The following is a 22,727-nucleotide window of genomic DNA, read 5'->3' on the forward strand; positions in this document are numbered from 1 at the left end:
GCTCGGGTGAGGGTCAGCCCTCCCCCGCCAGGTCGGCACCGCGAGCCGCATACCGCAGCGAGGCATCGGAGACGTCGGCCGACCAGCCGCGCCCGTCGAGATCGTCGGCACGGATGCCGAAGAACATCCCGGTGAACCGCAGGCGATCACCGTGATCGTCGGACAGCGTCCATGCGGGGTGCACGCCGGGCACATCTCTCCAGCGAGCGTCGTCGACCGAGGCGACCGCGAAGCGGAGGCCGGGGCCGTCGAGGGCCATCCGCATCCGCACCGGCCCGGGCGGCACGGCGATCGGCGCAGAGCGTGTGGTGCGCGACCCGTCGCGACTCACGACGCGCAGATGCCGCCCGTTCTCGGCATCCCAGGTGAGCTGCAGCCCGATCCAGCCGTTGCGGTCGTACCAGGCGATCAGGCCCGCGAGCTCACGCGTGCTCGTCGGCTCCGCATCGACGGTGGCCTCGAGGATCGCGTGATGCTCTTCGACCCGCGTGAGGATCATCGCCTGATCGAAGACGGATGCCGCCGAGTGACCACCGCGCAGACGCAGCCACCCCGGTCGGGCGGTCAGGTCGGCGGTGTCGCGGTCGAGTGCGGCACGGAGAGTCGACCAGCGGCGGCTGTCGAGGTGCGCCGCATCGAAGCGGTCGGTGAAGCCGCTCGCGACAGCGCGACCGACCTGCGCACCGGCGACCTCGACCTCGAGAGCGGCGTGATGGCCGCCCTGGGCGAGTCGCAGCCAGCCGTCGCCGTCGACGACCACGCGCTGCAGGCACGTCTCGCGCCCGAGAGTGCTGAACCGCTCACCGAGATGCAGCGTGGGCCGACTGGCCAGGTGCACCAGCATCCACTCGCCGTCCGGCGTCTGCACGAGCTCACCGTGCCCCGCCTTCTGCAGGGGGACACCGGGTGCGTCGCGGCTCGTCAGCACGAACGGCTGCCGGTCGCGCTCGTAGGGTCCGAAGCGGTCGCGGGACCGCGCGACCGTGATGGCATGGTTCCAGCCCGTGCCGCCGGCGGCGATCAGGAGGTGGTACCAGTCGCCGATCCGATAGAGGTTGGGACCCTCGACGAGCGTGGGCTCCTGATGGATCACGCGCGCCTCGCCGGAGGTGCGCTGCTCGTGGGGCAGATACTGCTCGAGAACGAGTCCCCCGAACGACGGATGCTCGGGCCGCTGATCCCACTGCACGCCCACGATCCAATGTGTTCCGTCGCTGTCGTGGAAGAACGAGAAGTCGAAGCCGCGTGAGCCCAGATGCACCGGCTCGCTCCACGGGCCGTCGATGCTCTCGGCAGTGACGAGGTAGTTGTCGATGTCCTTGTCGTCGCCGTCCATCGATCGCACGACCGAGTACGCGAGCCAGAACCGGCCGTCGGCGTAGGACAGGCTCGGCGCCCACACCCCGCCGGAGTCCGGGATGCCACGGAGGTCGAACCCCTCGTCGAGCGCATGGCCTCGGACCGTCCAGTCGACGAGATCCGTGGAATGGTGGATGCGCACCGCCGGGTGGAACTCGAACGTGCTCGTGGCGATGAAGTACTCGTCGCCGACTCTGAGGATCGACGGGTCGGGGTTGAATCCGCGCAGGATCGGATTGCGCACCACGCCCATCACACGACCCCCGGCACGCGCTCGAAGCCGACGAAGGCGTCACCCGCGATGTACCGCGCGACCTCGTCGACGACGTCACGCCCCAGACGGTGCAGCTCATTGCCGGTGGCACCGGCGATGTGCGGCGTGAGCGTCACGTTGGGCAGCGTCCACAGCTCGTCGTCCGCAGCGAGCGGCTCGGGTTCGGTGACATCGAGGATCGCGTCCAGCCTCCCCGTCCGGAGATGCCGACGCAGAGCGTCGTGGTCGATGAGCGAGCCACGCGCCGTGTTGATCAGCACAGCGCCGTCGCGCATCATCGCCAACTCGCGCGCCGCCAGCATGTGCTCGGTCTCGGGAGTCGCCGGGGCGTGCAGCGAGACGATGTCGGAGGTCGCGAGCAGGTCGTCGAGCTCGACCTTGAGTCCGCCCAGCGAGACGATCTCCTCCTCGGACGCGTAGGGGTCGTAGATCAGCACCCGCAGGTCGGTCGGCTGCAGCAGCTGTGCGACCCGGCGCCCGATCCGCGACGCCCCGACGAGTCCGACGGTTCGCCCGAAATTGCCGCTGTCGATCAGGTCGGCCTCGCGGTCGACGAAGGCGCGCCCCTCCCGATAGATCTGCTCGGCGTACTTCGCCCGCTTACCGGCGAGCAGGATCGTGGCCGCGGTGTACTCCGCGACCGCCTGGGCGTTGCCCTCACCGGCGTTCGTGAAGACGATGCCGCGGCGGGTCGCCTCCACCGTGTCGAGGATCGAGCTCGCGGTGCCGCCTGCGAACACGACGGCGCGCAGGCCCGGCATCCGATCGAGCAGATCGTGGTCGATGTGCGGGCATCCCCACCCGGCCAGCAGGATCTCGACGTCGGCCATCAGGTGCGACGCGAGGTCGCCGTCGAATTCGGTGATCACCTCGGCGCTGACGTCGACCAGATCGTTCAGCCGTGCCCGGTGCGGGCCGAACAGGTTCTCGGCCAGCGCCGGTGGATTCATCGCGACGATCGCGCGGGGTCGGGCGTTCACTTCTTCAGCTCCTCGATGCTCCAGTCGTCGCGCCAGATCAGTTCGGCGCGACCCTCCTCGACGTGCAGGGGCAGCCAGACGGGCTCAGAGGATGCGAGGTCGTCTCGATTCCAGCGGTCGCCGATGTACACATGCGCTCCCTCGACGGGCAGCACGACGCTCACCTGAGAATCGAAGGTGCGAGTCCCCGCCGGAGCGAAATCCTGCCACGGCGACCACGGACCCTCGAGCGACCGAGCGGTCGAGTACTTATTGTCGTTGAGGTCCCACCCGGTGAGGTCGGAGCCGAAGAGGTAGTAGGTGCCCTCATGGCGGATGAGCGTCGGCGACTCGTAGCCGATCTCCGGGCGATCCTGCTGGCGCAGCGTCGCGACGACGGACTCGACGCCGCAGTGGTCCGGCCGCAGGCGATAGATGCGCAGTCCGTGGTCGCGGTCCTCGGACAGGAGGTAGCCGATGCCGTCCTCCTGATACACCCCGATGTCCCGGCTGAGGTTGCCCAGAGGGCGCTCGCTCCCTCGGTAGTCGAACGGACCTTCAGGGGCGTCGCCGACGGCATAGCCGACCTTCGCATCGGAGTAGTCGGCGCTGTCGATGTGCATGATCAGCACCCAGCGTCCGTCGGGGCGCTGCAGCGCCTTCGGCCTCTCGACGATCCGATCGGGGGCGAGATCTCCCCCGCCCGCGGCGAGCGCATCGCCGACGTACTCCCAACTCGCGAGGTCGGTGGAGCGGTAGCAGGCCACGGCCGTGAAGCGGTCTCCCGCGGTCTTGTCCTCGCCCCAGGCGTACCAGTGACCGCCCACCCGCTGAACGCCGATGCCGTGCAGCTGCGCGATGCTCCCGCGATCATCGACGAGCACCTCGCCGGGCCGGATCCGGCCGGTCATGCGTGGCCCTCGCCGACGCGGAGAACGCGAGCGCCGATGCCGTCGCCCGTCTCGATCCGGATGCCGCCGTCGACATCCTCGAGGCGCCACGAGTCATCTGCCATGCCGACCGCCGGCAGACCCGCCGGAAAGATCGTCTCGGCCGTATGGACACCGGGGATGGTCACCGCTCGCGGTTCGTCGGAGCGGTCCCAGACGAAGAGCAGGGTGCGCCCCTCGGCGCGAAGACCCAGGCAGATGAGGTCGTCCTCCCACCCCGGCAGACCGAGCGGCCAGAACGGGTCGCTCATCGCAAGCTGCGTGCGGAGGGTCTTGTGCACCGCGACGGCCTCGGCCACGAGCGCGCGCTGCGATTCGCGCAGCTCGGCCAGGAAGCCCGACAGGTACAGCCGTCCGCTGAGCCCGGTGACGAGCGTGAACGCCGTCTCGGCATCCGACATCCCGACCGCGGGATAGGCCCAGTTGCCCGCCTGCTCGGGAAGGATCGACGCGGGGGCGGATGCGGCGATCGGCGGATACATCCGGAAGTCCTGCTGGTCGCTCGTGGACTGCATGTGCGTTCGCGCCAGCAGCGCATAGTCCGCCCTCATCGCACCGGACGAGCAGTTCTCGATCAGCAGTGCGGGATGCCGGCGCTGCACGTCGTCGAGCCAGTCCCCGAACGCGCGGATGTGCCCGAGCAGACCGTCGCCGGCGGCCGCCGCCTGCCAGTCGGTGCCGGCACCGGGGTTGATGTTGTAGTCGAGCTTCAGAAAGCTGACGCCGTAGTCGCGCACGATCCGGTCGACGGTCTCGTCGAGATGGGCGCGGGCCGTGGGGTGCCGGAAGTCGAGGTGATGGCGATCGTGTTCGGTGACCCGCACGCCGAAGCGTCGGAAGAAGGCGTCGTCCGGCAGCGCCTCGGCGACGGGGCTGTTGACACCCACGACCTCGGGTTCGAGCCACAGCCCCGAGCGCATCCCTGCGGCGTGGATCTCGCCGATGATGCCTCGCAGGCCCGACTCGTCGAACCGGTCGGCGGCCTCCTGCCATTCGCCCACCGTGTCCCACCAGTCGCCGATGGCGGGGTCGGCGAACCAGCCGGCATCGATGCAGAACACCTCGACGCCCGCGTCTGCGGCACCCCGGATCAGCGGGCGCAGCGCCTCGGACGACGGCTGGCCCATGAGTGTGTTCATGAAGTCGTTGTAGACGATCGGGAGATCGGGTCCGTCGACGCGTCTGATCGCACGGCGGTGAGAGGTGAGGCCGGCGATCGCCGCGTCGAGACCTCGTGGGGAGGCCGCGAGCACGACCGGGACACTGGTGAACTCGTCGCCCTCACCGAGCGTGTGGGCGAACTGATGCTCGAGATCCGTGGGGCCGAGCAGAGACAGCGTCAGACCGTCGAGGCCCTGGCTGAGGTCGACATGCCATCCGGCTCCGCTCTCGATCTGCCAGACGACGGCGGCGCCGTCGCGGCGCAGCAGCGCGCCGACAGGAAGATGCTCACCGGTCGACCATGCCCCATGGCTGGTCAGTGTGGCGTGACCGCGGCCGTCCTGCGCGTGGATCGGGAGGGAGAGCGGGGGCAGCTCGTCCGAAAGAGCACGACGGTACCAGCGGTTCTCCGCCAGCCACTCGCTGCGCGCGGTGAGGATGTCGTAGTCCTCGCCCGCGTTCGGCCCGGCGCCGAGCCCGACGCTCGCCGAGCTGACGGCCGTGACCGTGACCTGGCCCGGCGCCGTGGCGCGAAGAGTGTGCTGCACACGCAGAGCGGAACCCGACAGCGACAGCACGCTCGTGACCTCGAGCCCGGTGCGCGGATCCCGCTGCACGAGCGTGACGGCGTCGCTCGCCGTCTCCGTTCGCGTCGAACTCAGGCGGGCGCCCAGCGCCGAGCGCACGTACGCCTGACTGGTGCGCGCACGCTGTTCGGCCGCGGTGAAGATCTCGACGAGAGGCGCCGGATGCCCGTCGTCCACGGCCAGGGTCGCGGGCGCATCCGCACTCCACGCGATCGTGAAGCCGGCGATCCGGGCGATCATGCTCCCACCCGCTGACGCGAGCGGTCGAAGCCGAGTGCGCGATTGCAGATCGTCGCCGCGACGGCGGCGAGGGCCGGGGCGGAGAGCCAGCCGACCGCGCCGACCACGGGCAGAGTGGTCGCGAGCGCAGCCAAGGCGCCCACCAGCAGCCACACGAGGGCGAGGTGCGGGCGCTGCAGGACGATCCGCGCGGCGGCGATCGCGAAGCCGGCACCGCGCAGCGGCGAGTCCGTGAGGAACGCGGCCGCGACAACGACCATGGCGATGACGGCCGCGACGGCGACGGCACCGAGCAGCACGTTCGCATCCGCTCCGAGAAGCGCCACGTCGTATCCGAGCACCAGCACTGCGCCGCTCAGCACGAGCGCGGAACCCCAGCGGTGGCGCACGGCACCGGCGAAGGCGGCCCAGAAGATCCGGGCGACGTGCGGCTCGCCGTCGACCAGGCCGGCAGCAGCCTGCGTCAGACCGTGCAGAGCGGGTGCGACCGTCAGCACGGCCGCGGCGCCGAGCCAGAGCGCGGTATGGGTCGCCTGCCAGCCGACCAGCGCCTGGAACGCGAGCATCGGCACGAGGCAGCACACGAAGGAGAGCGACACGAGGAAGTATCGGAAGGCGCCCAGCAGCAGCGTCGCGATGATGCCGTCGTAGCCGAGCAGGCGTCCGAGTCGGGTGGTGGCGACGGCGCTCATCCCTTGACCGCCCCGACCGACATGCCCTTGATGAAGTACCGCTGGAAGGCCGCGAAGATCGCCACCGACGGGACGATCGCGAGGATCGCTCCGGTGTAGATCAGCTGCCACTGCGAGGTGAGGAGCCCCACCATGCGGTTGATCGCCACGTTGATGGTGCCCGCCGACGAGGAGTCGAGGAAGACCAGCGGGATGAAGAAGTCGTTCCAGAGACCGAGCGCCTGGATGATCACGAAGGCGGATGTCACCGGAAGGAGCATCGGGAAGACGATGAGCCAGAAGGTGCGCAGGCGGCCCGCGCCGTCGACGTGCGCCGCCTCCTCGACCTCGATCGGGATGCCCTTGATGAAGCTGCAGTAGAGCAGGATGCCGAAGCTCGCGGCTCCTCCCAGATGCACGAGGATCACCGAGAGCAGCGTGCTGTAGAGACCGACGTCGTCGAAGCCCTTCACCAGCGGGATCATGCGCACCTGGAACGGGATCATGAGCCCGGCGATGAACAGCACGTAGAGGAAGCGCGAGGTGCGTCCGCCGATCCGCTCGATGCCGTAGGCGGCCATCGGCACGATGATGATCAGCATCACGACGGTGCCCACCGTGATGATGAGTGTGTTCAGCACCGCCTCGAGGAAGTCGGTCTGCTGGAACAGGGCGACGTAGTTGTCGAAGGCGAACGAGGTCGGGAGCCCCATCGGATCCTTCGTGATCTCGGCGTATGAGCGGAACGAGTTCAGCAGGGCGTAGATCACCGGCGAGGCGACGATCAGCACCAGGACGCTGAGCACGACCATCACGATGATCTCCCCGAGCGACCACTTCTTCCTCTCCCGCCGCTGACGCGGTGGACGGGGGATGCGGGCCAGGCCCGACGGACGCTGCTCGGGCTCGATCTTCATGGTGACCTGGGTCATCGTCTCGGTCATGCCTGGATCTCCCTCTTGCGCATGTAGGCGTTCGCGGCGACGGTGCTCACGATCACCACGATGAAGAGCACGACGGCGGCCGCCGACCCGAAGCCGGCACGGTATTCGCCGAAGCCGACCTTGTAGATGAAGAACGCCATGGTCTCGCTCACGAACCCGGGCCCACCGGACGTGAGCACGAGCACCTGGTCGAAGATCACCCAACCGGCGATCATCGCGAGCGTCATGTTGACGGTCACCGCACCCGCGATCATCGGCCAGGTCACGTTCCAGAAGACCTTCGCTCCGCTGGCCCCGTCGATGCGGGCCGCCTCGATGAGCTCCTGCGGAACGGACTGCAGGTTGGCGAGATAGATGAGGGTGGTGTTGCCGCCCAGGGTGAAGCAGGTGATGAAGAGGATCACCCAGATCACGATGCTGCTGTCACCCAGCCAGTCGCGGGCCCACTCGGGAAGCCCCATGTCACGCAGCACCGTGTTGACGGAGCCGAAGTTGTAGTTGAGCAGGTACTTCCAGATCGTCGCCATGATGAAGGCGCTGACCAGGGCCGGCAGGTACACGGCCGTGCGGAAGAAGCCCTGTGCATGGTCGAGCTTGTCGAGCATCAGTGCGACGGCGAGCGAGATCACGTTGATGATCAGCGCCGAGCCGAGTCCCAGGATCAGGGTGTTGCGCACCGCGTTCCAGAAGCGAGTGCTCGCGACGATGTCCTCGTAGTTCTTGATGCCGACGTAGTCGTAGCCGTCGCTGATGCCGTCCCAGTCGGTCAGGCTCAGCTGCAGGGTCTGCAGTGACGGGACTATCACCATCAGGAGGTAGATCACCAGGGCCGGGACGACGAAGCCCAGCATGGCCAGACGCCCTCGTCCGAATCGGGGCCGCACGCGGACCGCGGTGTGTGCACTCATGTTCTCTCCTTGATCGATCGCCGTCTGCCGGGTGCCGAGGGCGCGGTCGGGCCCGCGCCCTCGGGGCCGGATCAACCGGCTGCGGCGACCTGCGCCTCGAGTTCGGCCTGGACCTTCGCGATCGTCTCGTCGATCGTGGTCTGGCCGTCCTGCATCTCGATGCGCGACTGCCGGAAGAACGTGTTGACCGAGCTGAAGGTGCTCAGCGTCGGCGCGTTCTCGTACCAGACGAGGTCCGGGTTCTCGAGGAGTGCGAAGAAGTCCTCCGCACCGGGGATCGTGTCGTTGCGCTCGACCTCGTCGGACTTCAGGATGTTCGGCGAGATCCAGCCGCTCGCCTCCATCAGGTTCGCCGCATCCACCGAGTAGAAGTAGGTGAGGAACTCGACCGCCGAGGCGTACTCGTCCTCGTTCTCCGCCGCCTGCGACGAGATCGCCAGTCCGCCGGCGGTGTCGCCGACGACGCTGTTCTTGAGCACGTTGATCTTGCCGTCCTCGTCGGGGATGATGAACAGCCCCGCATCGAACTCCGGGTCGACCTTGTTGATGTCCATGAGACGTCCGAGGCCGGCCGAGGACGTGGCCATGACGGCCTGCTCGTTGACAAGGAGGGTCGTGGTCTGGGCGTCGGCGGTGGACTGCCATCCCTCGAGCACGTAGTTGTCCATGATCATCTTCAGCTCCTCGAGCGGAGCCTTCAGGTCGGCCACCGAGGCGCCGCCCTCGGCGGCCACGTTCCAGAAGCCGCCGTCGTCGCTGAACTCTGCGAACGTCGGCGCGGCGAGGGGCTTCCAGAGCTGATCCGACGGCCACACCTCAGCGGCGGCCGTCGCCAGCGGGACGTCGCCGTTCGACTTGATCTCATCGAGCAGGTCGATGAAGTCGTCATAGGTCTCGGGGACCTCGAGGTCGTGCTCTTCGAAGTAGGCCTTGTTGTAGACGATGTTCATGCCGAGTTCGCCGTTGAGCGCGCTGTACGGCACGGTGTAGACCTCGCCGTCCGCTGCGGGAGCGTATGCATCGGGCTCGAGCAAGGCCGTGACCTCATCGGGGATGCCCGCGAGCTTGCCCGCATTGACATAGGTGAGCGTGTCGCGCATGTCGACTACGGCCGGCCAGTTGCCTGTCGCATCGACGGTCTTGAGCGCCGTGGCGTAGTCCGAGCCGGCGGGGAGCGGGTCGAGCTTGACCTCCGTCGTGTCGCTCTGCTCGTTGAAGGCCGTGACGACCTGGTCGACGACCGCGTTCCAGGTCTCGTCTCCCGTGGCGTAGAGGAATCGGATCGTGGTCTTGTCTGCAGATGCCGTCGAGTCGCCTGAGCCCCCGCCGCACCCGGTGAGCGCGAGAGCGGAGGCCGCGACACCGGCGGTCACCAGCAGGAGGCGGCTGCGTGCGGCGCGCGTCGTTGCGTTGTGCATGTGATCTCCCTTGATTCTGTGCCGGACTCTCGTCGGCCATCTCGACGCTAGCCGACCGGATAGCGGTTTCCAAGCACTTTTTGTAACTAGTTGCACTTCGGTGGCGAATGCGGAACAATCGACCACGTCGACGTTCGGCGCGCCCGCGGTCAGGGGCCTACAGCCAGCCCTTGCGCTTGAACGCCCAGTAGAGCCCGACGCCCATCGCCAGCATCAGAGCGACCGCCATGGGGTATCCGAGCGTCCAATGCAGCTCGGGCATGTGGTCGAAGTTCATGCCGTACACCGTGCCGACGAGCGTCGGGGCGAACAGGATCGCCGCCCAGCCCGAGATCTTCTTGACCTCGTCGTTCTGGCGGATGCTCAACTCGGTCATCCGCCGCATCTCCTCGTTCTGCCGCCGCGCCACGATCGTGGACTCGACGGTCAGCGCGTTGTCGAGCACCGTGCGGAAGGTGTTCGCGCGCTCCGACACGCGCAGGGTGTGGTCGAGCACGTCGCGCAGGTACCGCTGCAGCTCCTCGTCGACCTCGTACTTCGTCGAACCTCGCAGCAGCGAGTCCAGCATGCCCGCGAGAGGCTGCACCGCGCGCTGGAAGTCGATCACCTCACGACCGAGTTCGTAGATGCGCTGCGTCGCGTCGACCTCGTCCTCGAAGAGCTGGCTCTCGATCTCGTCGATGTCGTTCTCGAGTCCCGACAGCACGGGTGCGTACTCGTCGACGACCTCGTCGAGGATCGCATAGAGCACCGCCTCCGGACCGAGCTTCAGCAGACCGGGGTCGTCTTCGAGTCGGCGTCGCACCCGCCCCAGGTCGGGAGACTCCGCGTGGCGGATCGTCACCACGAAGTCGGGCCCCACGAGCACATGGATCTCGCCGAACTCGACCTCCTCCGCGGCATCCAGATACCGGGCGGATCGCAGCACCATGAACAGCACGTCTCCGTACCGCTCGAGCTTCGACCGCTGGTGACCCGAGAGCGCATCCTCGACGACGAGAGCGTGGATGCCGAACTCGTCGGCGACCTCGCGGATCTCGGCTTCGCTCGGCCGGTACAGACCTATCCAGCTCATGCCGCCGCGTTCGCGCAGCACCTCGAACGTCTCACTGAGGCTCCGCGGATTCTCGGTGCGGACACCGTCGACGTAGATCGCGTTGTCGATGATCGCCATCGGCGTTCCCTTCGTCGGTATGCCGCGGCGGTCGTGCGCCGGGCCCTAGGCGGCCGGCGGTGCGACGCAGGCGACCGCCGAGTCCGTGATGGCCTGGTGATACTGCTCGGCCGTGAACGGAAGCCCGAACTCGGGAGCGGTCTCACCCGCGGCCGCAGGCACCTTGGAGGCGATCGCCGCGAGCTCCCAGGCCAGGTACATCGCGGTCGTCGCGCCGGTCGTCGAGTTGTTGAGCGACACTGCGACCGTGAAGCCCGTCTCGGGGTCGGAGAACGCCGACGTCTGATACCCGGGAGTCCAGCCCGCCTGTCCGACCATCGAGCCGACGAGCAGAGCCCCGCCCGTGGCCTGGAGCCAGGAGGGAGCCTGGGGGCCCTGCGGCAGGGGAGCTCCGAAGCGGTTCGGCTCGTCCTTCGTGCGCAGCTTCTGCGCGGCTTCGGCCTGGGCGTACCGACCGAGATCCTCGATCGTCGACACGACGCCGGAGTCGGTGTAGCCGGTGCTCGACGAGAGCGTGGTGATGTCGACCGGGGCCGCACAGTCGTACCCGCCTTCGACGGGTGTCAGGTAGTGCCCGTTCATGACCGGTCCGTCAGAGGGCGGCGCCGGGGCCGGCGAAGGCAGCGACGTCGCCGAGAGACCGAGCGGCTGGGTCACGTACTCGGCGATCAGCTCGGACGCCGTGCGGCCGGACGCCCGCTCGAGTGCGAGTCCGAGCAGCAGGTAGCCGGCATCCGAGTTCGTGTAGGTCGTCTTCGGAGTGGTGCGCGGGGCGCCGAGGCCGTACGCCGCGAGCTCGAGGGGTGCCCACACGCGCTCGGGGGTGGTGAACCATGCGGCCTGCGCGGTCGCCTCGGACGAGCCGACGCCGCTCGTGCTGTTGCACAGGTCGAGCAGCGTGATGTCCTTCATGTCAGCGACGCCCGAGACGTGGTCGGGCACGGGGTCGTCGAGATCGACCACGCCGTCATCGGCCAGACCGTAGAGCACGTCGCACGTCATGAGACGGGTCATGTCCGCGATCCGGAAGGACATGTCGGTGCTGATCTCTTCGTCACCGCCGGGGGTCTGGGTGCCGAGGCCGGCGACCCAGCTGCCGCTCCACGGAGCCCACACGCCCACGACGGCGCCCGAGGCACCCGATGCGGCGAGCGCGTTGGTGATGGCCGCCTCCATGGCGGCGACCGTGTCGTCGGGCAGAGGGCCGTCGACCTGGGACGGAGGCTGGTAGCTGAACTCCGGTTCGGCCGTGCAGCCGGTGAGGAAGAGCCCGAGCGCGGCTGCGCCGGCCACTGCTGCGCGGAACGTGCGCGACGAGAGAAGCTGCATGAAAGGGGACCCCCGGAAGACGTGTCTCCCGAGTCTAGAACGCCCATCCTGAAAGAAAGGCATCACCGAACGCCGTTTAGGGTGATCACCATGCCCCACACGTTCGATGCCGACGTCGTCTCCGCGATCCTCCGCCACATGAACGGCGACCACACCGATGACAATCTGCTCATCACGCGCGCCTTCGCGCCGGCCGAAGGGTCTCAGTCGGACGAGATCACCGACGCCGTGATGACGGACCTCGACGGCGACGGCGGAGTCTGGAAGGTCACCCGCTCCGGCGAGGCCTCCGAGCTTCACATCCCCTGGCCCTCCGGTCCGATCACGGAGCGCCCCGCCGTGCGCCGCGAGGTCGTCGCGCTCTACGATCTCGCCTGCGAGAAGCTCGGGGTCGAGCCGCGTCCGCACGCATGACGCTCGGCTCACCGAGGGGTTTCCTTTCAGGTTAGGCGACCCTTACACTGGGCACATGTCCGAGATCCTCTCCTTCTCCGCAGCCCTCCGTGAGCGCTCCTCCGGTTCGCACTCGCGCAGCGAGGGTGCAGGCTTCATGTCCGACCTGCTCAAGGGCGAAGGATCGCGCGAGGACTACATCGCGCTCGTCGCGCAGCACTACTTCATCTACGAAGCCCTCGAGGGCGCGGGCGAGCGCATGCGCCAGGACCCCGTGGCATCCGTCTTCCTCAGCGACAAGCTGACCCGCCTGCCCGCGCTCGAGGCCGACCTCGAGTTCCTCCTCGGGGCGCACTGGCGCGATGTGATCGTCGCGCTGCCGACCACGCAGCGCTACGTCGAGCGCATCCGCCAGGTCGGGGCGACCTGGGCCGGTGGCTTCGTCGCGCATCACTACACGCGCTACCTCGGCGATCTGTCGGGCGGCATCTTCATCGGACGCGTCATGGCACGCCGCTTCGGCTTCGAGACCAACGGCATCGGCTTCTATCTGTTCGACGACATCGCCGACCCGTCGGCGTTCAAGGACGTCTACCGCGAGCAGCTCGACTCGGCCCCCTGGGACGACGCCGAGCGCGAGCGTGTGATCGACGAGGTCCTGCTCGCCTACCGGTTCAACACCGAGCTCTTCGAAGACCTCGACCGCGCACGCGTCGCCGCCTGACCACGAACGGGCTCAGCCCTTCCCGACCTCGGGAGTGGATGCCGCGAGCCACGCGTCGCGCATGAAGCGGCGCACATCCTCGTCGACGCGGATGTCGCTCGGGCGCAGCGCCCTCGACAGGTAGAGCCCGTCGAGCGACGTGAGCCGAGACAGCGCCACATAGGTCTGCCCTGGAGCGAAGGCGCCTGAGCCGAGGTCGATGATCGCGCGGTCGTAGGTCTTGCCCTGCGACTTGTGGATCGTGACGGCCCACGCGAGGCGCAGCGGGAACTGGGTGAACTCCGCCACGACGTCACGGCTCAGCTTCTTGGTGCTCGGCTCGTAGGAGTATCGGAACCGCTCCCAGACCGCGGGCTCGACGTCGACCTCTTCGCCGTCGATCTCGACGCGCACGGTCTCTCCGAGGATCCGCACGACCGTGCCGATCGTGCCGTTCACCCACCGCGGCGGCTCGCCCGACATCGAGGTGTCGTTGCGGAGGAACATCACCTGCGCGCCGATCTTGAGCTTGAGCTCCGACTCGGCCGGCAGCGACGCCTCGCCCTTCCCGAACTCGCCGCTGACCTCGGCACGCGCCGTCTGCTCCTTGCCGGGCAGCGCTGCGAGGTGGCGGCTGTTGATGGTGTTCACGATGTCGTTGCGGGTGGCGAGGGTGATCATCGGCACCTCTCCCGGCTCCGGGTCCGGTGGTGTGCGCGCGCCCTGCGTGTTCAGCACTCCCGCGATCTCCGCGGTGACCCGCCCGTACCGCACCGCGTTCAGCATCGCCTTGAAACCGTCATCCGACTGCCGGTGGATCTGCACGAGCTCGCGCACGTGCAGCTCGGCCCGGGTGTCGACGGCGAACAGTCCCCCGTCGTCATCGTCACCCTCACCGCCGGCCGGACCCGCCCAGACCTTGGCATCGAAGAACCAGAACGAGCGGTAGTGGTCCTTGACGTAGCGCAGCTCGTCGCCGCGCGGCGGCACGGGAGCCAGCTGATACGGATCGCCGAACATCACGATCTGCACTCCGCCGAACGGGATGCCCCGCTTGCCCCGCGCCTGACGGAGCGAACGGTCGATCGCATCCATCAGGTCGGCGTTGACCATCGAGATCTCGTCGATCACGAGCGTCTCGATCGCATTGAGGATCCGTCGCGTGTTGTCGTTCTGATCGATGTCCGAGTCGCCGATCAGTCCGATCGGCAGCCGGAACAGGGAGTGGATCGTCTGACCCTCGACGTTGAGCGCGGCGACGCCGGTCGGCGCGCAGATGGCGATCTGCTTCTTCGTGTTCCACGAGAAGTACTGCAGCAGCGTCGACTTGCCGGTGCCCGCTCGACCGGTGATGAAGACGTGCTCGCTGGTGTCCTCGATCAACCGGAACAGCTCTTGCTGCTCTTCGGACAGGGCGGGAAGCGACACGGTTCTCTCACACGGACGGAGGCGGGAATGCACGGCGAGACCGTGCCTCCCCATGCTACGTGGCGGCGCCGCCCGGCATCCGAGGAACACAGCGATCGCGGCCGACGCACACCGACTCACGCACGGCGTCGTCCCAGGCCACGCTTCTAGACTGACGCCATGCAGCAGGTCGAGACGAAGGCGCCCCGGCGCTCGCGCCTCGCTGCCGATCTCGCGCTCCTCGCGGTCATCGGCCTCGTGCTCGTCGCCGCTCTCGGTGCAGGTGGAGCCACCCTGTACCAGCAGTTCTACGGGCCATCGGCGTTCGTGGTGCGCTACCTCGACCTGCTCTCGGAAGGACGAGCGGCTGACGCTCTGCGCGTGCCCGGCGTCGCGATCGATCGGGAGACCCTCGAGATCGCCGGCATCGGAGCCACGGCGTCGGAGGCGCTGCTGCGTCACTCGGCACTCGCGCCGCTCACCGACGTCGAGGTGCAGTCGGAACAGGCCGACGAGTCCGGCAAGACCGAGGTGACCGTGTCGTACGAGGCGAGCGGGCACGCCGGCACCACCACCTTCACCGTCGAGCAGGACGGCTGGGCGGGGGTCACCCCCAACTGGCGCTTCACGACGAGCCCGCTGGCCGTGGTCGAGCTCACGGTGCGCGGTGCCGATCAGTTCGCCGTCAACGGCTTCGAGATGGATCGCCGCCAGGTCTCACCCGCCGGGGCGGAGGCCGCACCCCTCGATCCCCTTCCCCTGCTGGTCTTCACGCCGGGGCTGTACTCGGTCACCGTCGACACTGCGATCGCGGAGTCCGAGGGCATCGGCGTCCTCGCCGACACCCCGCTCGCCACCACGCCCGTCGACGTGCAGACCGAGCCCACCTCGGACTTCGTCGCGGTGGTGCAGCAGCGGGTCGAGGAGTTCCTCACCACCTGCACGACGCAGGAGGTGCTGCAGCCGACCGCCTGCCCATTCGGCCTCGAGGTCTCCAACCGCCTCGCCTCGCTGCCGAAGTGGTCGATCGCCGCACAACCGCAGGTGAGCGTCGTGCCCGACGGCGGACACTGGAAGATCCCCCCGACGGATGCCGTCGCGCACGTCGACGTCGAGATCCGCTCGCTTTTCGACGGCTCGGTTCAGGAGCGGTCGGAAGACGTCCCGTTCCAGGTGAACGGATCGATCACGATCCTCCCCGACGGCAAGGTGTCGATCCGGGTCGGATCCCCCGACGAGGAGTCCACGGGCTGACGCCCGCCGGGAGCACGGTCACCGTGCGTCGCGCTCCGCCTGACGCAGGTCGCGCTCGGCGAGCGCCGCGAGCTTCTGGTTGTACTCCTCGAGCTCGGCCTCGCCCGTGCGGTCTGCATGACGGTCACGGCGCTTCTGCAGCTTGGTGTCACTGCGGCTCCACTGGATCGCGACGGTGATCGCGAGGATCAGAGTCGGGATCTCTCCGATCGACCACGCTATGCCGCCGCCGATGTACTGATCCTCGATGGGCGTCGGGCCCCAGGTGCGCCCCATCGACCCGAACCAGTCGGCGACCATCAACCCCTCCTGCATCATGATCGCGACGCCGAAGAAGGCGTGCATGGCCATGATGGCGATCAGGGTGATGAGGCGCCCCGGGTAGGGCAGACGGTAGGGCACCGGGTCGGCGCCGACCAGGCTCAGCACGAACAGGTAGCCGGAGATGAGGAAGTGCGCGACCATCCACTCGTGGCCGAGGTGCTCGAACATCGACCAGCGCACCAGGTCGGTGAAGTAGAACGCCCACAGCGACAGGATGAAGATGCCCGCCGCCACGAACGGGTGGGTGACGACCTTCGAGAACGGCGAGTGCACGGCCCACATGATCCATTCGCGACCACCGCGGGTGCCGTCGTCGCGCTTGTGGATCGCTCGAAGGGCCAGCGTGACCGGCGCCCCCGAGACCAGCAGCAGCGGGATCGCCATCGACAGCATCATGTGTCCCAGCATGTGCACGCTGAAGAGATACTCCTGATACGCGTTGATCGGGCCGCCCGTGACCCAGAGCAGCATCAGCATTCCCAGCACCCAGAACACGGTGCGGTGGATCGGCCAGCGGTCGCCACGGAGCCGCAGTCGGCGCACGCCGGCGAGGTAGAGGAAGAGGCCGAACCCGGCGGCCACCAGCCAGAGCACGTCGATGTCCCACGCCGTGAACCAGCGGTCGATCGTGAACTCCGGCGGCAGCGGGGAGCGGGTGAGGTTCTCGGCGGGGGTCTGCACGAACGCCGCCTCCTCGCCGGTGGGCGGGGGCGTGCGCGCGAGCGCGGCGGCAGCTCCCGAGGCCAGACCCATCAGAGCGACCTCGCACAGCACCAGCATCCAGAACCAGCGCGCGGCTCCGTCGTCCTCGAGCCGAGGGATCAGGCGGGTGCGATACCAGGCGCCCAGCATTCCCATACCGACGAGGAGCACGACCTTCGCGAGCAGGATGGTGCCGTACGGCGTCCAGAGCTGCGAGATGTCGCCGAACGAGACGACGGAGCGGGCGAGACCCGAGATCGCGACGACGGCGAACGCGGCGATCGCGAGACTCGAATAGCGGCTCACCAGCTGCGCCGTGCCCACGCCCGAGCGGTCGCGCAGGATCACGACGAGCAGCAGGCCGCCGAGCCACACGGCCGCGCCGATCGTGTGCAGCAGGATCGAGTTCACCGCGATGTTGTGACCGGCGAGCTCCCCGGAGTGACCCTGCGTCGCCAGCGGAAGGAAGGATGCCGCGGCGAGGATCGCCGTGATGAGCGTCGGCGTCCACGTGCGCCACGCGAACGCGAGCACGGTGATCACCGAGCCCATGATCGTGGTGATCAGCCAGGACTGACCGAGCGGCAGCTGCAGCAGGAATCGTCCGAGCTGCTCACCGAACTCGCGCTCGGCGCTCAGCTGCGGGTTGAAGGCCGCCATGAAGGTGAAGAATCCGCTGATGCCGGCGGTGACCGTGAAGACGGCAGCGCCGGCCGAGGCCGTGTTGAGCGCCGTGTCGAACGACTTCTCCTCGCTGCGCAGGGCGAACAGCGCCAGCACGAGCGAACCCAGCATCGCCGCGGCCGCGATGTTCATCACGAGCTTGACGATGGGGGTGGCCCAGCGCACGAAGGGACCCGGATCCTGCAGCAGCAGCGGAGCCGCGCCTCCGCCGATCACGAGGGCGAAGATCACGCCGATCAGTCCGGTCGCGAGCAGGATGCCGATTCCGGCCGCGCGATACGCGGAGCGGGTCGGGGTCTGCACGGCGCGGGCACTCACCCCTCCAGCCTAAGCCGCGGATCCGGGGAGGACGCACGAAGGCCGCCCCCGATGGATCGGGAGCGGCCTTCGAAGAGGTGCGGTCTTACTTGACGGCAGCCTTGAGCTTGGAACCAGCGGTCACCTTGACGCGGTGGCCGGCCGGGATCTTGATCTCGGCGCCGGTCTGCGGGTTGCGGCCCGTGCGAGCTGCGGTCGCGACCTGCTCGAACGAGATCCAGCCCGGGATCGAGACCTTGCTGCCCTTGGCAACAGCGTCGGAGACCGAGGAGAACAGCGCGTCGAGGACACCCGAGACGGTGGCCTGGCTCTGGCCGGTGGCAGAAGCGATGCTCGCGACGAGCTCGGTCTTGGTGATGGACTTGTCAGCCATGTCATCCTCCAGCGACGAGGTTCCCGTCGCATCGTTGTGGTTCAGAGGGCTGCTGCCCTCCGTTGGTCGAGTGACCGCCTTGAATGTACCAACCACCACCCACATTTCCGCGTCATTTCGCGGGTTTTGGGCTTTTCGGCGGCGTGTCGTGGGGCAGAAGTGACGAATGTGACTCGTGGGCATCGATTTCAGCGCGCCTGTCGGCCTCATCGTGGGAAGGCGATCTCTTGCCACGAAGGGGCGGAATCACCGTTCGGACCCTTGCGTGAGAGAGATCTCCTTCGCTCGGCGCGCGCAGATCAGCCCGGGCGACGACGCGTCTCAGGTCGGTTCGGCCGTCGTCGTGGCGGTCGGGGATGCGTCGTCGGCCGCGGCGGAGGCCATCGCGGCGCGGCGCTTCGCACGACGGGTGCGTGTCTCCTTCGACAACGGATACCGGGCGTCCAGCCGGGGCTCGAGGACGATCCGACGCAGCGCAGTGAGGATCACATACCCGCCCACCCAGTAGGACAGGAACAGCACGAGTCCATACGAGAACGTGAAGCTCAGCAGCGTGCACACGATGCCGATGCCGACATAGAGCCAGGTCCAGGCGTGGGCGATGCGATCACGCGCGGCCTGCTGGTCATCCGTGCGCTGCTGCAGCGAATCGACCCGGCTGCTGAGTGCCTCATCGTCGATCGTGGCGAAGAGGTCCCGCACCGGCACCTGCAGCGCATCCGCGACCAGACACAGCGTCTCCAGGCTCGCATCCTGTCCGGCTTCCAGGCGCTGCACGGTTCTGAGTCCCACGCCGCTCTCGGTCGCCAGTCGTTCCTGAGTCCACCCCTGCGCCTGGCGCAGTTCTGTGATTCGTGTCGTGTTCATGTTCTCCATGCTCTCCAGCGGCCCCGATCCGCCGCCACGCCACCGAGCCGCCAGTCAGCCGCCAGCTGGCCGCCATCGACCCGCCGCCATCCGCCGCCCCGTCGCCGCCTCAGAGCGGGCGGTGGGCGGCGACCACCGAGCGCGCGGTGCGCTCGAACGCCGGCGTGACCCGCTCGTCTCCGTCGATGTACCCGCCGACGAGCGCGGCGTCGCGCAGCAGCACGAGGGACGCCGCGACATCGACGGGGCTCTCGAGGCCGGCCTGCTCGGCGACGGCCTGGAGCGTCGAGCGGAACCACTCCCGGTGCTCGTCGATCAGCAGACGGACGGCACCGTCGGCATCCGGATACTCCGCTGCCGCGTTGATGAACGGGCAGCCACGCGTGTGCCGGAGGCGGATGTCGGCGGCGATGCCGTCGATCACGGCGTCGACCAGCTGCGCAGGATCCGTCACCGCCTCGCCCGCGTCGGCGAACATCGCGCGGAGCATCTCGTCTTCGTTGCGCAGGTACGCGAGGACGAGGTTCTCCTTGCCGCCGAACTGGTTGTAGAGCGTCGCCCTGGTGACCGCGGCCTCATCGGTGATGCGGTCGACGCCGACCGCATGGATCCCCTCTTCGTAGAAGAGCCTGGTGGCCGTGTCGATCAGCCGGGCGCGGGCTGCGCTGGGCCGCTTAGGAGCCGTCGTCGGAGCGGAGCTGGAAGTCGTGGTCTTCATGATGATCCCTCTCATCGTGTCATCCGATTCGGGTTTTCGGGAATAGGTTGTGCTAGATAGAACGTTCGGTCTACTACCAGCGTAACGCACTCGCACCGGGCGGGGCAGACATAGGAGAAGAAACGATGAACAGCACCGACAAGACCCCGATCGTCCTGATCCACGGACTCTGGATGACGCCGAAGAGCTGGGACACGTGGGCCGAGCGGTTCCGCGCGCAGGGCCACGAGGTGATCATCCCGGGATGGCCCGGGATCGACGACCGCTCCGTCGAGGACATCCGCCGCGACCCGTCGGCCCTCAAGGGGATCGGTCTGAAGCAGATCGCCGACAACTACGAGCGCATCATCCGTGCGCTTCCGGTCAAGCCGATCATCATGGGCCACTCGTTCGGCGGCGTGCTCACCCAGATGCTCGCCGACCGCGGCCTCGGCGCCGTCTACGTGGGCGTGGCCCCGGGACAGACCGCCGGCGTCACCGCACTGCCCCTCTCGACCCTGTGGACCGGAACGCCGATCCTCTCCAACCCCTTCGGCATCAACGGAGCCAAGCCGCTGTCGAAGCGCCACTTCCACTTCACGTTCGGCAACGACCTCCCCCGCGCAGCATCCGACGCCCTCTGGGAGGAGTACGCCGTGAACTCCTACAACAAGGTCTTCTTCGAGGGCGTGACCTCGGTGCTCAACGAGAAGGGCGGAGTCACCCACGTCGACTACGCACGCGCCGACCGCGCCCCGCTGCTCGTCATCACCGGCGAGATCGACCACGTCGTGCCCCCGGCCATCGGACGCGCGATCGTGAAGAAGTACCACTCGTCCGGCAGCACCGCCATCGTCGAGTACAAGGAGTATGCGGGCCGCACCCACCGTCTCGTCAGCCAGAACGGCTGGGAGGAGATCGCCGACTACGCGCTCACCTGGGCGGTGGAGCACGCGACAGCATCCGTCGCCTGATGCGGGGCGCTGCGCCGCCTCGGAGGGCATCTGCGATACGGAGAGCGCCTCGGTGTGCGAAGGAGATCTCGCGCAGCGAAGGACTGGATGAGGCATTCGGTCCTTCGCTGGGTGAGATCTCCTTCTCTGCAAGCGAGGACATCAGCCGAGATGCCTGCCCTGAGCGACCGCATCCATGATGATCGCCTGCACTTCTGGCCAGCGAGCCATGATCTGCCCGTACCCGAACCGCAGCACGTGATAGCCACGGAGCATGAGCTGTGCGTCATGCTCGATGTCCGTCATCCGCCGTGCTCCGACGTGTGTCGCTCCGTCGATCTGAATCACCAGGCGCTCGCCGATCAGGAGGTCGACACGGTGTCCGTGCAGCCACGCCTGCTGCACCATCGCAAGACCCAACCACCGCAGCCTCGACACGAAGATCGTCTCGAGACCCGAGTCCGAGAACGGCCTGGCGGATTCGAGCAGCTCCCGGGCGGCGGGCGGCAGCTCGAATCGCGACAGCACACGCTCGTCGACGAGCCCCTTGTTCAGAGCCGACTCCCAGATCACCAGGGCGGTCTCTCTCGGCTGGCAGCGCGCCACCACGGCGAGGGTGTTGACGAGCCCGTCGACGGTGGAGTCGGGGTCGCGCTGAACCACCGGGCGCGACCAGTGGACGACGACCTGCGACGGCACCCGCACGCGGGCGGCATTCGGGCGGGCAGCCACGTGGACAGACGATGCGTTCGGCACCCACAACCCCATGCGCTCGGCTGCGGTGACGCAGGTGATGACGACCCCGCGAGTCGCGGCGCCCACGACGATCGGGTCGGCGTCGGGCAGCGCAATCCATCCTCGACGGATCGATCTCACCGCACCGAGCTCCTTCGCACGGCGCAGTGTGTGAGCGCTCACCCCGAGTGACCGAAGTCGCTCGACGCGCGCGACCCACCCTGACGTTCGAGCTCGGTGACCGCATCCATCAGGCGATACTCCCCCGTGGTCGGCTTCCGAGGAGGCCGCGCACCCGGCCCCTGTAGAGAACCGTGAACTCGGCCCCTCGGTGCAGAGCGACTGCTGCGAAGGAGATCTCATGCAACGAAGGAGCGAATGGCGCAGCATCCCCTTTTCAGCGAGAGATCCCCTTCGCAGCGAGCGCCACAGGCTCGGGGACAGCGAAAGGGGCGAGGATCCGAAGATCCTCGCCCCTTTCGGCTTGTCTGCTGAGACTTACCAGCTGGACTTGGTGACACCGGGCAGCTCGCCACGGTGTGCCATGTCACGGAAGCGGACGCGCGAGACGCCGAACTTCGTGAGGACACCGCGGGGGCGGCCGTCGATGACGTCGCGCGAACGCACGCGAGCCGGCGACGCGTTGCGCGGCAGCTTCTGCAGGCCGACGCGTGCGGCCTCGCGGGCCTCGTCGGTGGCGTTCGGGTCGACCAGGGTCTTCTTCAGCTCGGCGCGACGCTCTGCGTAACGCTCGACGATGACCTTGCGCTGCTCGTTGCGAGCGATCTTGCTCTTCTTAGCCATTGATCAACGCTCCTCTCGGAATTCGACGTGCTGACGGATGACCGGGTCGTACTTCTTGAGCACGAGGCGGTCGGGGGTGTTGCGGCGGTTCTTCTTGGTCACGTACGTGTAGCCCGTACCTGCCGTGGAGCGCAGCTTGATGATCGGACGTACGTCCTGAGCCTTCTTGGCCATTAGAGCTTCACACCCTTCGCCTGGAGGTCCTTGACCACGTTCTCGATGCCGCGGACGTCGATCACCTTGATGCCCTTGGCGGACACGTTGAGCGTGATCTTACGACCGAGCGAAGCGACGAAATAGGTCTTCTTCTGCACGTTCGGGTCGAAGCGACGCTTCGTCCGGCGGTGCGAGTGCGAGACGTTGTGACCGAAGCCGGGAACAGCTCCTGTCACCTGGCACACTGCTGCCATGATGTGACTCCTTCTATACCGTGAGACCGGACGGTCTCACCCAAGATCCCTTGTCTGCGCGCCACCCCGCATCGCCGATCTCTCGGCCAAAGAAGGGGAAGCACGCGAACTACGCACAGGAGTGTGCGC

At 67.8% G+C, this 22,727-nt stretch carries 23 protein-coding genes; 4 read left to right on the forward strand and 19 right to left on the reverse strand.

What is annotated here, in order from left to right; genetic code table 11:
* Window positions 1-13: 13 nt before the first annotated feature.
* The 10 genes from AKG07_RS11800 to AKG07_RS11845 all read right to left on the reverse strand — a co-directional run bounded on the left by AKG07_RS11800 (window position 14) and on the right by AKG07_RS11845 (window position 11,974).
* Window positions 14-1,612, reverse strand: a complete 1,599-nt coding sequence (locus AKG07_RS11800; RefSeq protein WP_053098111.1) for a glycoside hydrolase family 43 protein — start codon at window positions 1,610-1,612, stop codon at window positions 14-16.
* Window positions 1,612-2,613, reverse strand: a complete 1,002-nt coding sequence (locus AKG07_RS11805; protein ID WP_201778460.1) for a hydroxyacid dehydrogenase — start codon at window positions 2,611-2,613, stop codon at window positions 1,612-1,614. The genes AKG07_RS11800 and AKG07_RS11805 overlap by 1 nt, the downstream gene beginning before the upstream one ends.
* Complete coding sequence (locus tag AKG07_RS11810) at window positions 2,610-3,503, reverse strand: family 43 glycosylhydrolase (protein WP_053098112.1); 894 nt, start codon at window positions 3,501-3,503, stop codon at window positions 2,610-2,612. The genes AKG07_RS11805 and AKG07_RS11810 overlap by 4 nt, the downstream gene beginning before the upstream one ends.
* Window positions 3,500-5,530 (reverse strand): glycoside hydrolase family 36 protein, encoded by a 2,031-nt coding sequence (locus tag AKG07_RS11815; RefSeq protein WP_053098113.1) that lies wholly within the window; start codon window positions 5,528-5,530, stop codon window positions 3,500-3,502. The genes AKG07_RS11810 and AKG07_RS11815 overlap by 4 nt, the downstream gene beginning before the upstream one ends.
* Window positions 5,527-6,222 carry a hypothetical protein gene (locus AKG07_RS11820; RefSeq protein WP_053098114.1) on the reverse strand — a complete coding sequence of 232 codons (696 nt, stop codon included), beginning with the start codon at window positions 6,220-6,222 and terminating at the stop codon, window positions 5,527-5,529. The genes AKG07_RS11815 and AKG07_RS11820 overlap by 4 nt, the downstream gene beginning before the upstream one ends.
* Window positions 6,219-7,145 carry a carbohydrate ABC transporter permease gene (locus AKG07_RS11825; protein ID WP_233277259.1) on the reverse strand — a complete coding sequence of 309 codons (927 nt, stop codon included), beginning with the start codon at window positions 7,143-7,145 and terminating at the stop codon, window positions 6,219-6,221. The genes AKG07_RS11820 and AKG07_RS11825 overlap by 4 nt, the downstream gene beginning before the upstream one ends.
* Entirely contained in the window at window positions 7,142-8,053 is a 912-nt protein-coding gene (locus AKG07_RS11830; RefSeq protein ID WP_053098115.1) for a carbohydrate ABC transporter permease, read from the reverse strand. Before AKG07_RS11830 ends, AKG07_RS11825 begins: the two co-directional genes overlap by 4 nt.
* 71 nt (window positions 8,054-8,124) lie before the next feature.
* A complete protein-coding gene (locus AKG07_RS11835) occupies window positions 8,125-9,471 on the reverse strand; it encodes an ABC transporter substrate-binding protein (RefSeq protein ID WP_053098116.1) in 1,347 nt (448 codons plus the stop codon).
* 157 nt (window positions 9,472-9,628) lie between these two features.
* A complete protein-coding gene (locus tag AKG07_RS11840; protein WP_053098117.1) occupies window positions 9,629-10,645 on the reverse strand; it encodes a magnesium and cobalt transport protein CorA in 1,017 nt (338 codons plus the stop codon).
* 45 nt (window positions 10,646-10,690) lie between these two features.
* A complete protein-coding gene (locus AKG07_RS11845; protein ID WP_053098118.1) occupies window positions 10,691-11,974 on the reverse strand; it encodes a serine hydrolase domain-containing protein in 1,284 nt (427 codons plus the stop codon).
* 90 nt (window positions 11,975-12,064) lie between these two features.
* On the opposite strand from AKG07_RS11845, the gene AKG07_RS11850 reads away from it, so the two are divergent.
* Both AKG07_RS11850 and AKG07_RS11855 read left to right on the forward strand, forming a co-directional pair.
* On the forward strand, window positions 12,065-12,388 hold the full coding sequence (locus AKG07_RS11850; protein ID WP_053099293.1) for a DUF2470 domain-containing protein: 324 nt from the start codon (window positions 12,065-12,067) through the stop codon (window positions 12,386-12,388).
* A gap of 55 nt (window positions 12,389-12,443) precedes the next feature.
* A complete protein-coding gene (locus AKG07_RS11855; protein ID WP_053098119.1) occupies window positions 12,444-13,091 on the forward strand; it encodes a biliverdin-producing heme oxygenase in 648 nt (215 codons plus the stop codon).
* A gap of 12 nt (window positions 13,092-13,103) precedes the next feature.
* Here the strand turns inward: AKG07_RS11855 and AKG07_RS11860 are convergent, their stop codons facing one another.
* Window positions 13,104-14,498 (reverse strand): ATP-dependent DNA helicase, encoded by a 1,395-nt coding sequence (locus tag AKG07_RS11860; RefSeq protein ID WP_053098120.1) that lies wholly within the window; start codon window positions 14,496-14,498, stop codon window positions 13,104-13,106.
* A 159-nt stretch (window positions 14,499-14,657) separates the two neighbouring features.
* Between AKG07_RS11860 and AKG07_RS11865 the strand changes: the two genes are divergently transcribed.
* Window positions 14,658-15,731, forward strand: a complete 1,074-nt coding sequence (locus tag AKG07_RS11865; protein ID WP_053098121.1) for a hypothetical protein — start codon at window positions 14,658-14,660, stop codon at window positions 15,729-15,731.
* 18 nt (window positions 15,732-15,749) lie between these two features.
* Here AKG07_RS11865 and AKG07_RS11870 read toward each other — a convergent pair whose 3' ends face one another.
* The 4 genes from AKG07_RS11870 to AKG07_RS11885 all read right to left on the reverse strand — a co-directional run bounded on the left by AKG07_RS11870 (window position 15,750) and on the right by AKG07_RS11885 (window position 19,717).
* A complete protein-coding gene (locus AKG07_RS11870) occupies window positions 15,750-17,759 on the reverse strand; it encodes a cytochrome c oxidase assembly protein (RefSeq protein WP_082297919.1) in 2,010 nt (669 codons plus the stop codon).
* 85 nt (window positions 17,760-17,844) lie between these two features.
* Window positions 17,845-18,132, reverse strand: a complete 288-nt coding sequence (locus AKG07_RS11875) for an HU family DNA-binding protein (protein WP_042541574.1) — start codon at window positions 18,130-18,132, stop codon at window positions 17,845-17,847.
* A gap of 321 nt (window positions 18,133-18,453) precedes the next feature.
* Window positions 18,454-18,999, reverse strand: coding sequence for a helix-turn-helix domain-containing protein (locus AKG07_RS11880; protein ID WP_082298054.1), 546 nt, complete (start codon window positions 18,997-18,999; stop codon window positions 18,454-18,456).
* Between the two features lie 109 nt (window positions 19,000-19,108).
* Window positions 19,109-19,717: a TetR/AcrR family transcriptional regulator gene (locus AKG07_RS11885; protein WP_053099295.1), complete on the reverse strand. Its 609-nt coding sequence runs from the start codon at window positions 19,715-19,717 to the stop codon at window positions 19,109-19,111.
* 125 nt (window positions 19,718-19,842) lie between these two features.
* Between AKG07_RS11885 and AKG07_RS11890 the strand changes: the two genes are divergently transcribed.
* Window positions 19,843-20,670, forward strand: a complete 828-nt coding sequence (locus AKG07_RS11890) for an alpha/beta hydrolase (RefSeq protein ID WP_053098123.1) — start codon at window positions 19,843-19,845, stop codon at window positions 20,668-20,670.
* A 141-nt stretch (window positions 20,671-20,811) separates the two neighbouring features.
* On the opposite strand, the gene AKG07_RS17490 is transcribed toward AKG07_RS11890, so the two are convergent.
* From AKG07_RS17490 to rpmB, 4 genes are all read right to left on the reverse strand, one after another.
* Complete coding sequence (locus AKG07_RS17490) at window positions 20,812-21,567, reverse strand: endonuclease domain-containing protein (RefSeq protein ID WP_233277260.1); 756 nt, start codon at window positions 21,565-21,567, stop codon at window positions 20,812-20,814.
* A 315-nt stretch (window positions 21,568-21,882) separates the two neighbouring features.
* Window positions 21,883-22,188 carry a 30S ribosomal protein S14 gene (gene rpsN, locus AKG07_RS11900; RefSeq protein ID WP_042540535.1) on the reverse strand — a complete coding sequence of 102 codons (306 nt, stop codon included), beginning with the start codon at window positions 22,186-22,188 and terminating at the stop codon, window positions 21,883-21,885.
* Window positions 22,189-22,191: 3 nt separating this feature from the next.
* Window positions 22,192-22,362: a 50S ribosomal protein L33 gene (gene rpmG / locus AKG07_RS11905; RefSeq protein ID WP_017203558.1), complete on the reverse strand. Its 171-nt coding sequence runs from the start codon at window positions 22,360-22,362 to the stop codon at window positions 22,192-22,194.
* Window positions 22,362-22,598, reverse strand: coding sequence for a 50S ribosomal protein L28 (gene rpmB, locus AKG07_RS11910; protein WP_042540533.1), 237 nt, complete (start codon window positions 22,596-22,598; stop codon window positions 22,362-22,364). Before rpmB ends, rpmG begins: the two co-directional genes overlap by 1 nt.
* Between the last annotated feature and the right edge of the window lie 129 nt (window positions 22,599-22,727).

It is taken from the genome of Microbacterium sp. CGR1 (assembly GCF_001266755.1).
Classification (GTDB): domain Bacteria; phylum Actinomycetota; class Actinomycetes; order Actinomycetales; family Microbacteriaceae; genus Microbacterium.

Coding starts and splice junctions, on each gene's coding strand:
- AKG07_RS11800 (WP_053098111.1), bottom strand. CDS start 1,612: ATGGGCGTGGTGCGCAATCCGATCCTGCGCGGATTCAACCCCGACCCG.
- AKG07_RS11810 (WP_053098112.1), bottom strand. CDS start 3,503: ATGACCGGCCGGATCCGGCCCGGCGAGGTGCTCGTCGATGATCGCGGG.
- AKG07_RS11815 (WP_053098113.1), bottom strand. CDS start 5,530: ATGATCGCCCGGATCGCCGGCTTCACGATCGCGTGGAGTGCGGATGCG.
- AKG07_RS11820 (WP_053098114.1), bottom strand. CDS start 6,222: ATGAGCGCCGTCGCCACCACCCGACTCGGACGCCTGCTCGGCTACGAC.
- AKG07_RS11825 (WP_233277259.1), bottom strand. CDS start 7,145: ATGACCGAGACGATGACCCAGGTCACCATGAAGATCGAGCCCGAGCAG.
- AKG07_RS11830 (WP_053098115.1), bottom strand. CDS start 8,053: ATGAGTGCACACACCGCGGTCCGCGTGCGGCCCCGATTCGGACGAGGG.
- AKG07_RS11835 (WP_053098116.1), bottom strand. CDS start 9,471: ATGCACAACGCAACGACGCGCGCCGCACGCAGCCGCCTCCTGCTGGTG.
- AKG07_RS11840 (WP_053098117.1), bottom strand. CDS start 10,645: ATGGCGATCATCGACAACGCGATCTACGTCGACGGTGTCCGCACCGAG.
- AKG07_RS11845 (WP_053098118.1), bottom strand. CDS start 11,974: ATGCAGCTTCTCTCGTCGCGCACGTTCCGCGCAGCAGTGGCCGGCGCA.
- AKG07_RS11850 (WP_053099293.1), top strand. CDS start 12,065: ATGCCCCACACGTTCGATGCCGACGTCGTCTCCGCGATCCTCCGCCAC.
- AKG07_RS11855 (WP_053098119.1), top strand. CDS start 12,444: ATGTCCGAGATCCTCTCCTTCTCCGCAGCCCTCCGTGAGCGCTCCTCC.
- AKG07_RS11865 (WP_053098121.1), top strand. CDS start 14,658: ATGCAGCAGGTCGAGACGAAGGCGCCCCGGCGCTCGCGCCTCGCTGCC.
- AKG07_RS11875 (WP_042541574.1), bottom strand. CDS start 18,132: ATGGCTGACAAGTCCATCACCAAGACCGAGCTCGTCGCGAGCATCGCT.
- AKG07_RS11880 (WP_082298054.1), bottom strand. CDS start 18,999: ATGAACACGACACGAATCACAGAACTGCGCCAGGCGCAGGGGTGGACT.
- AKG07_RS11885 (WP_053099295.1), bottom strand. CDS start 19,717: ATGAAGACCACGACTTCCAGCTCCGCTCCGACGACGGCTCCTAAGCGG.
- AKG07_RS11890 (WP_053098123.1), top strand. CDS start 19,843: ATGAACAGCACCGACAAGACCCCGATCGTCCTGATCCACGGACTCTGG.
- rpsN (WP_042540535.1), bottom strand. CDS start 22,188: ATGGCTAAGAAGAGCAAGATCGCTCGCAACGAGCAGCGCAAGGTCATC.
- rpmG (WP_017203558.1), bottom strand. CDS start 22,362: ATGGCCAAGAAGGCTCAGGACGTACGTCCGATCATCAAGCTGCGCTCC.
- rpmB (WP_042540533.1), bottom strand. CDS start 22,598: ATGGCAGCAGTGTGCCAGGTGACAGGAGCTGTTCCCGGCTTCGGTCAC.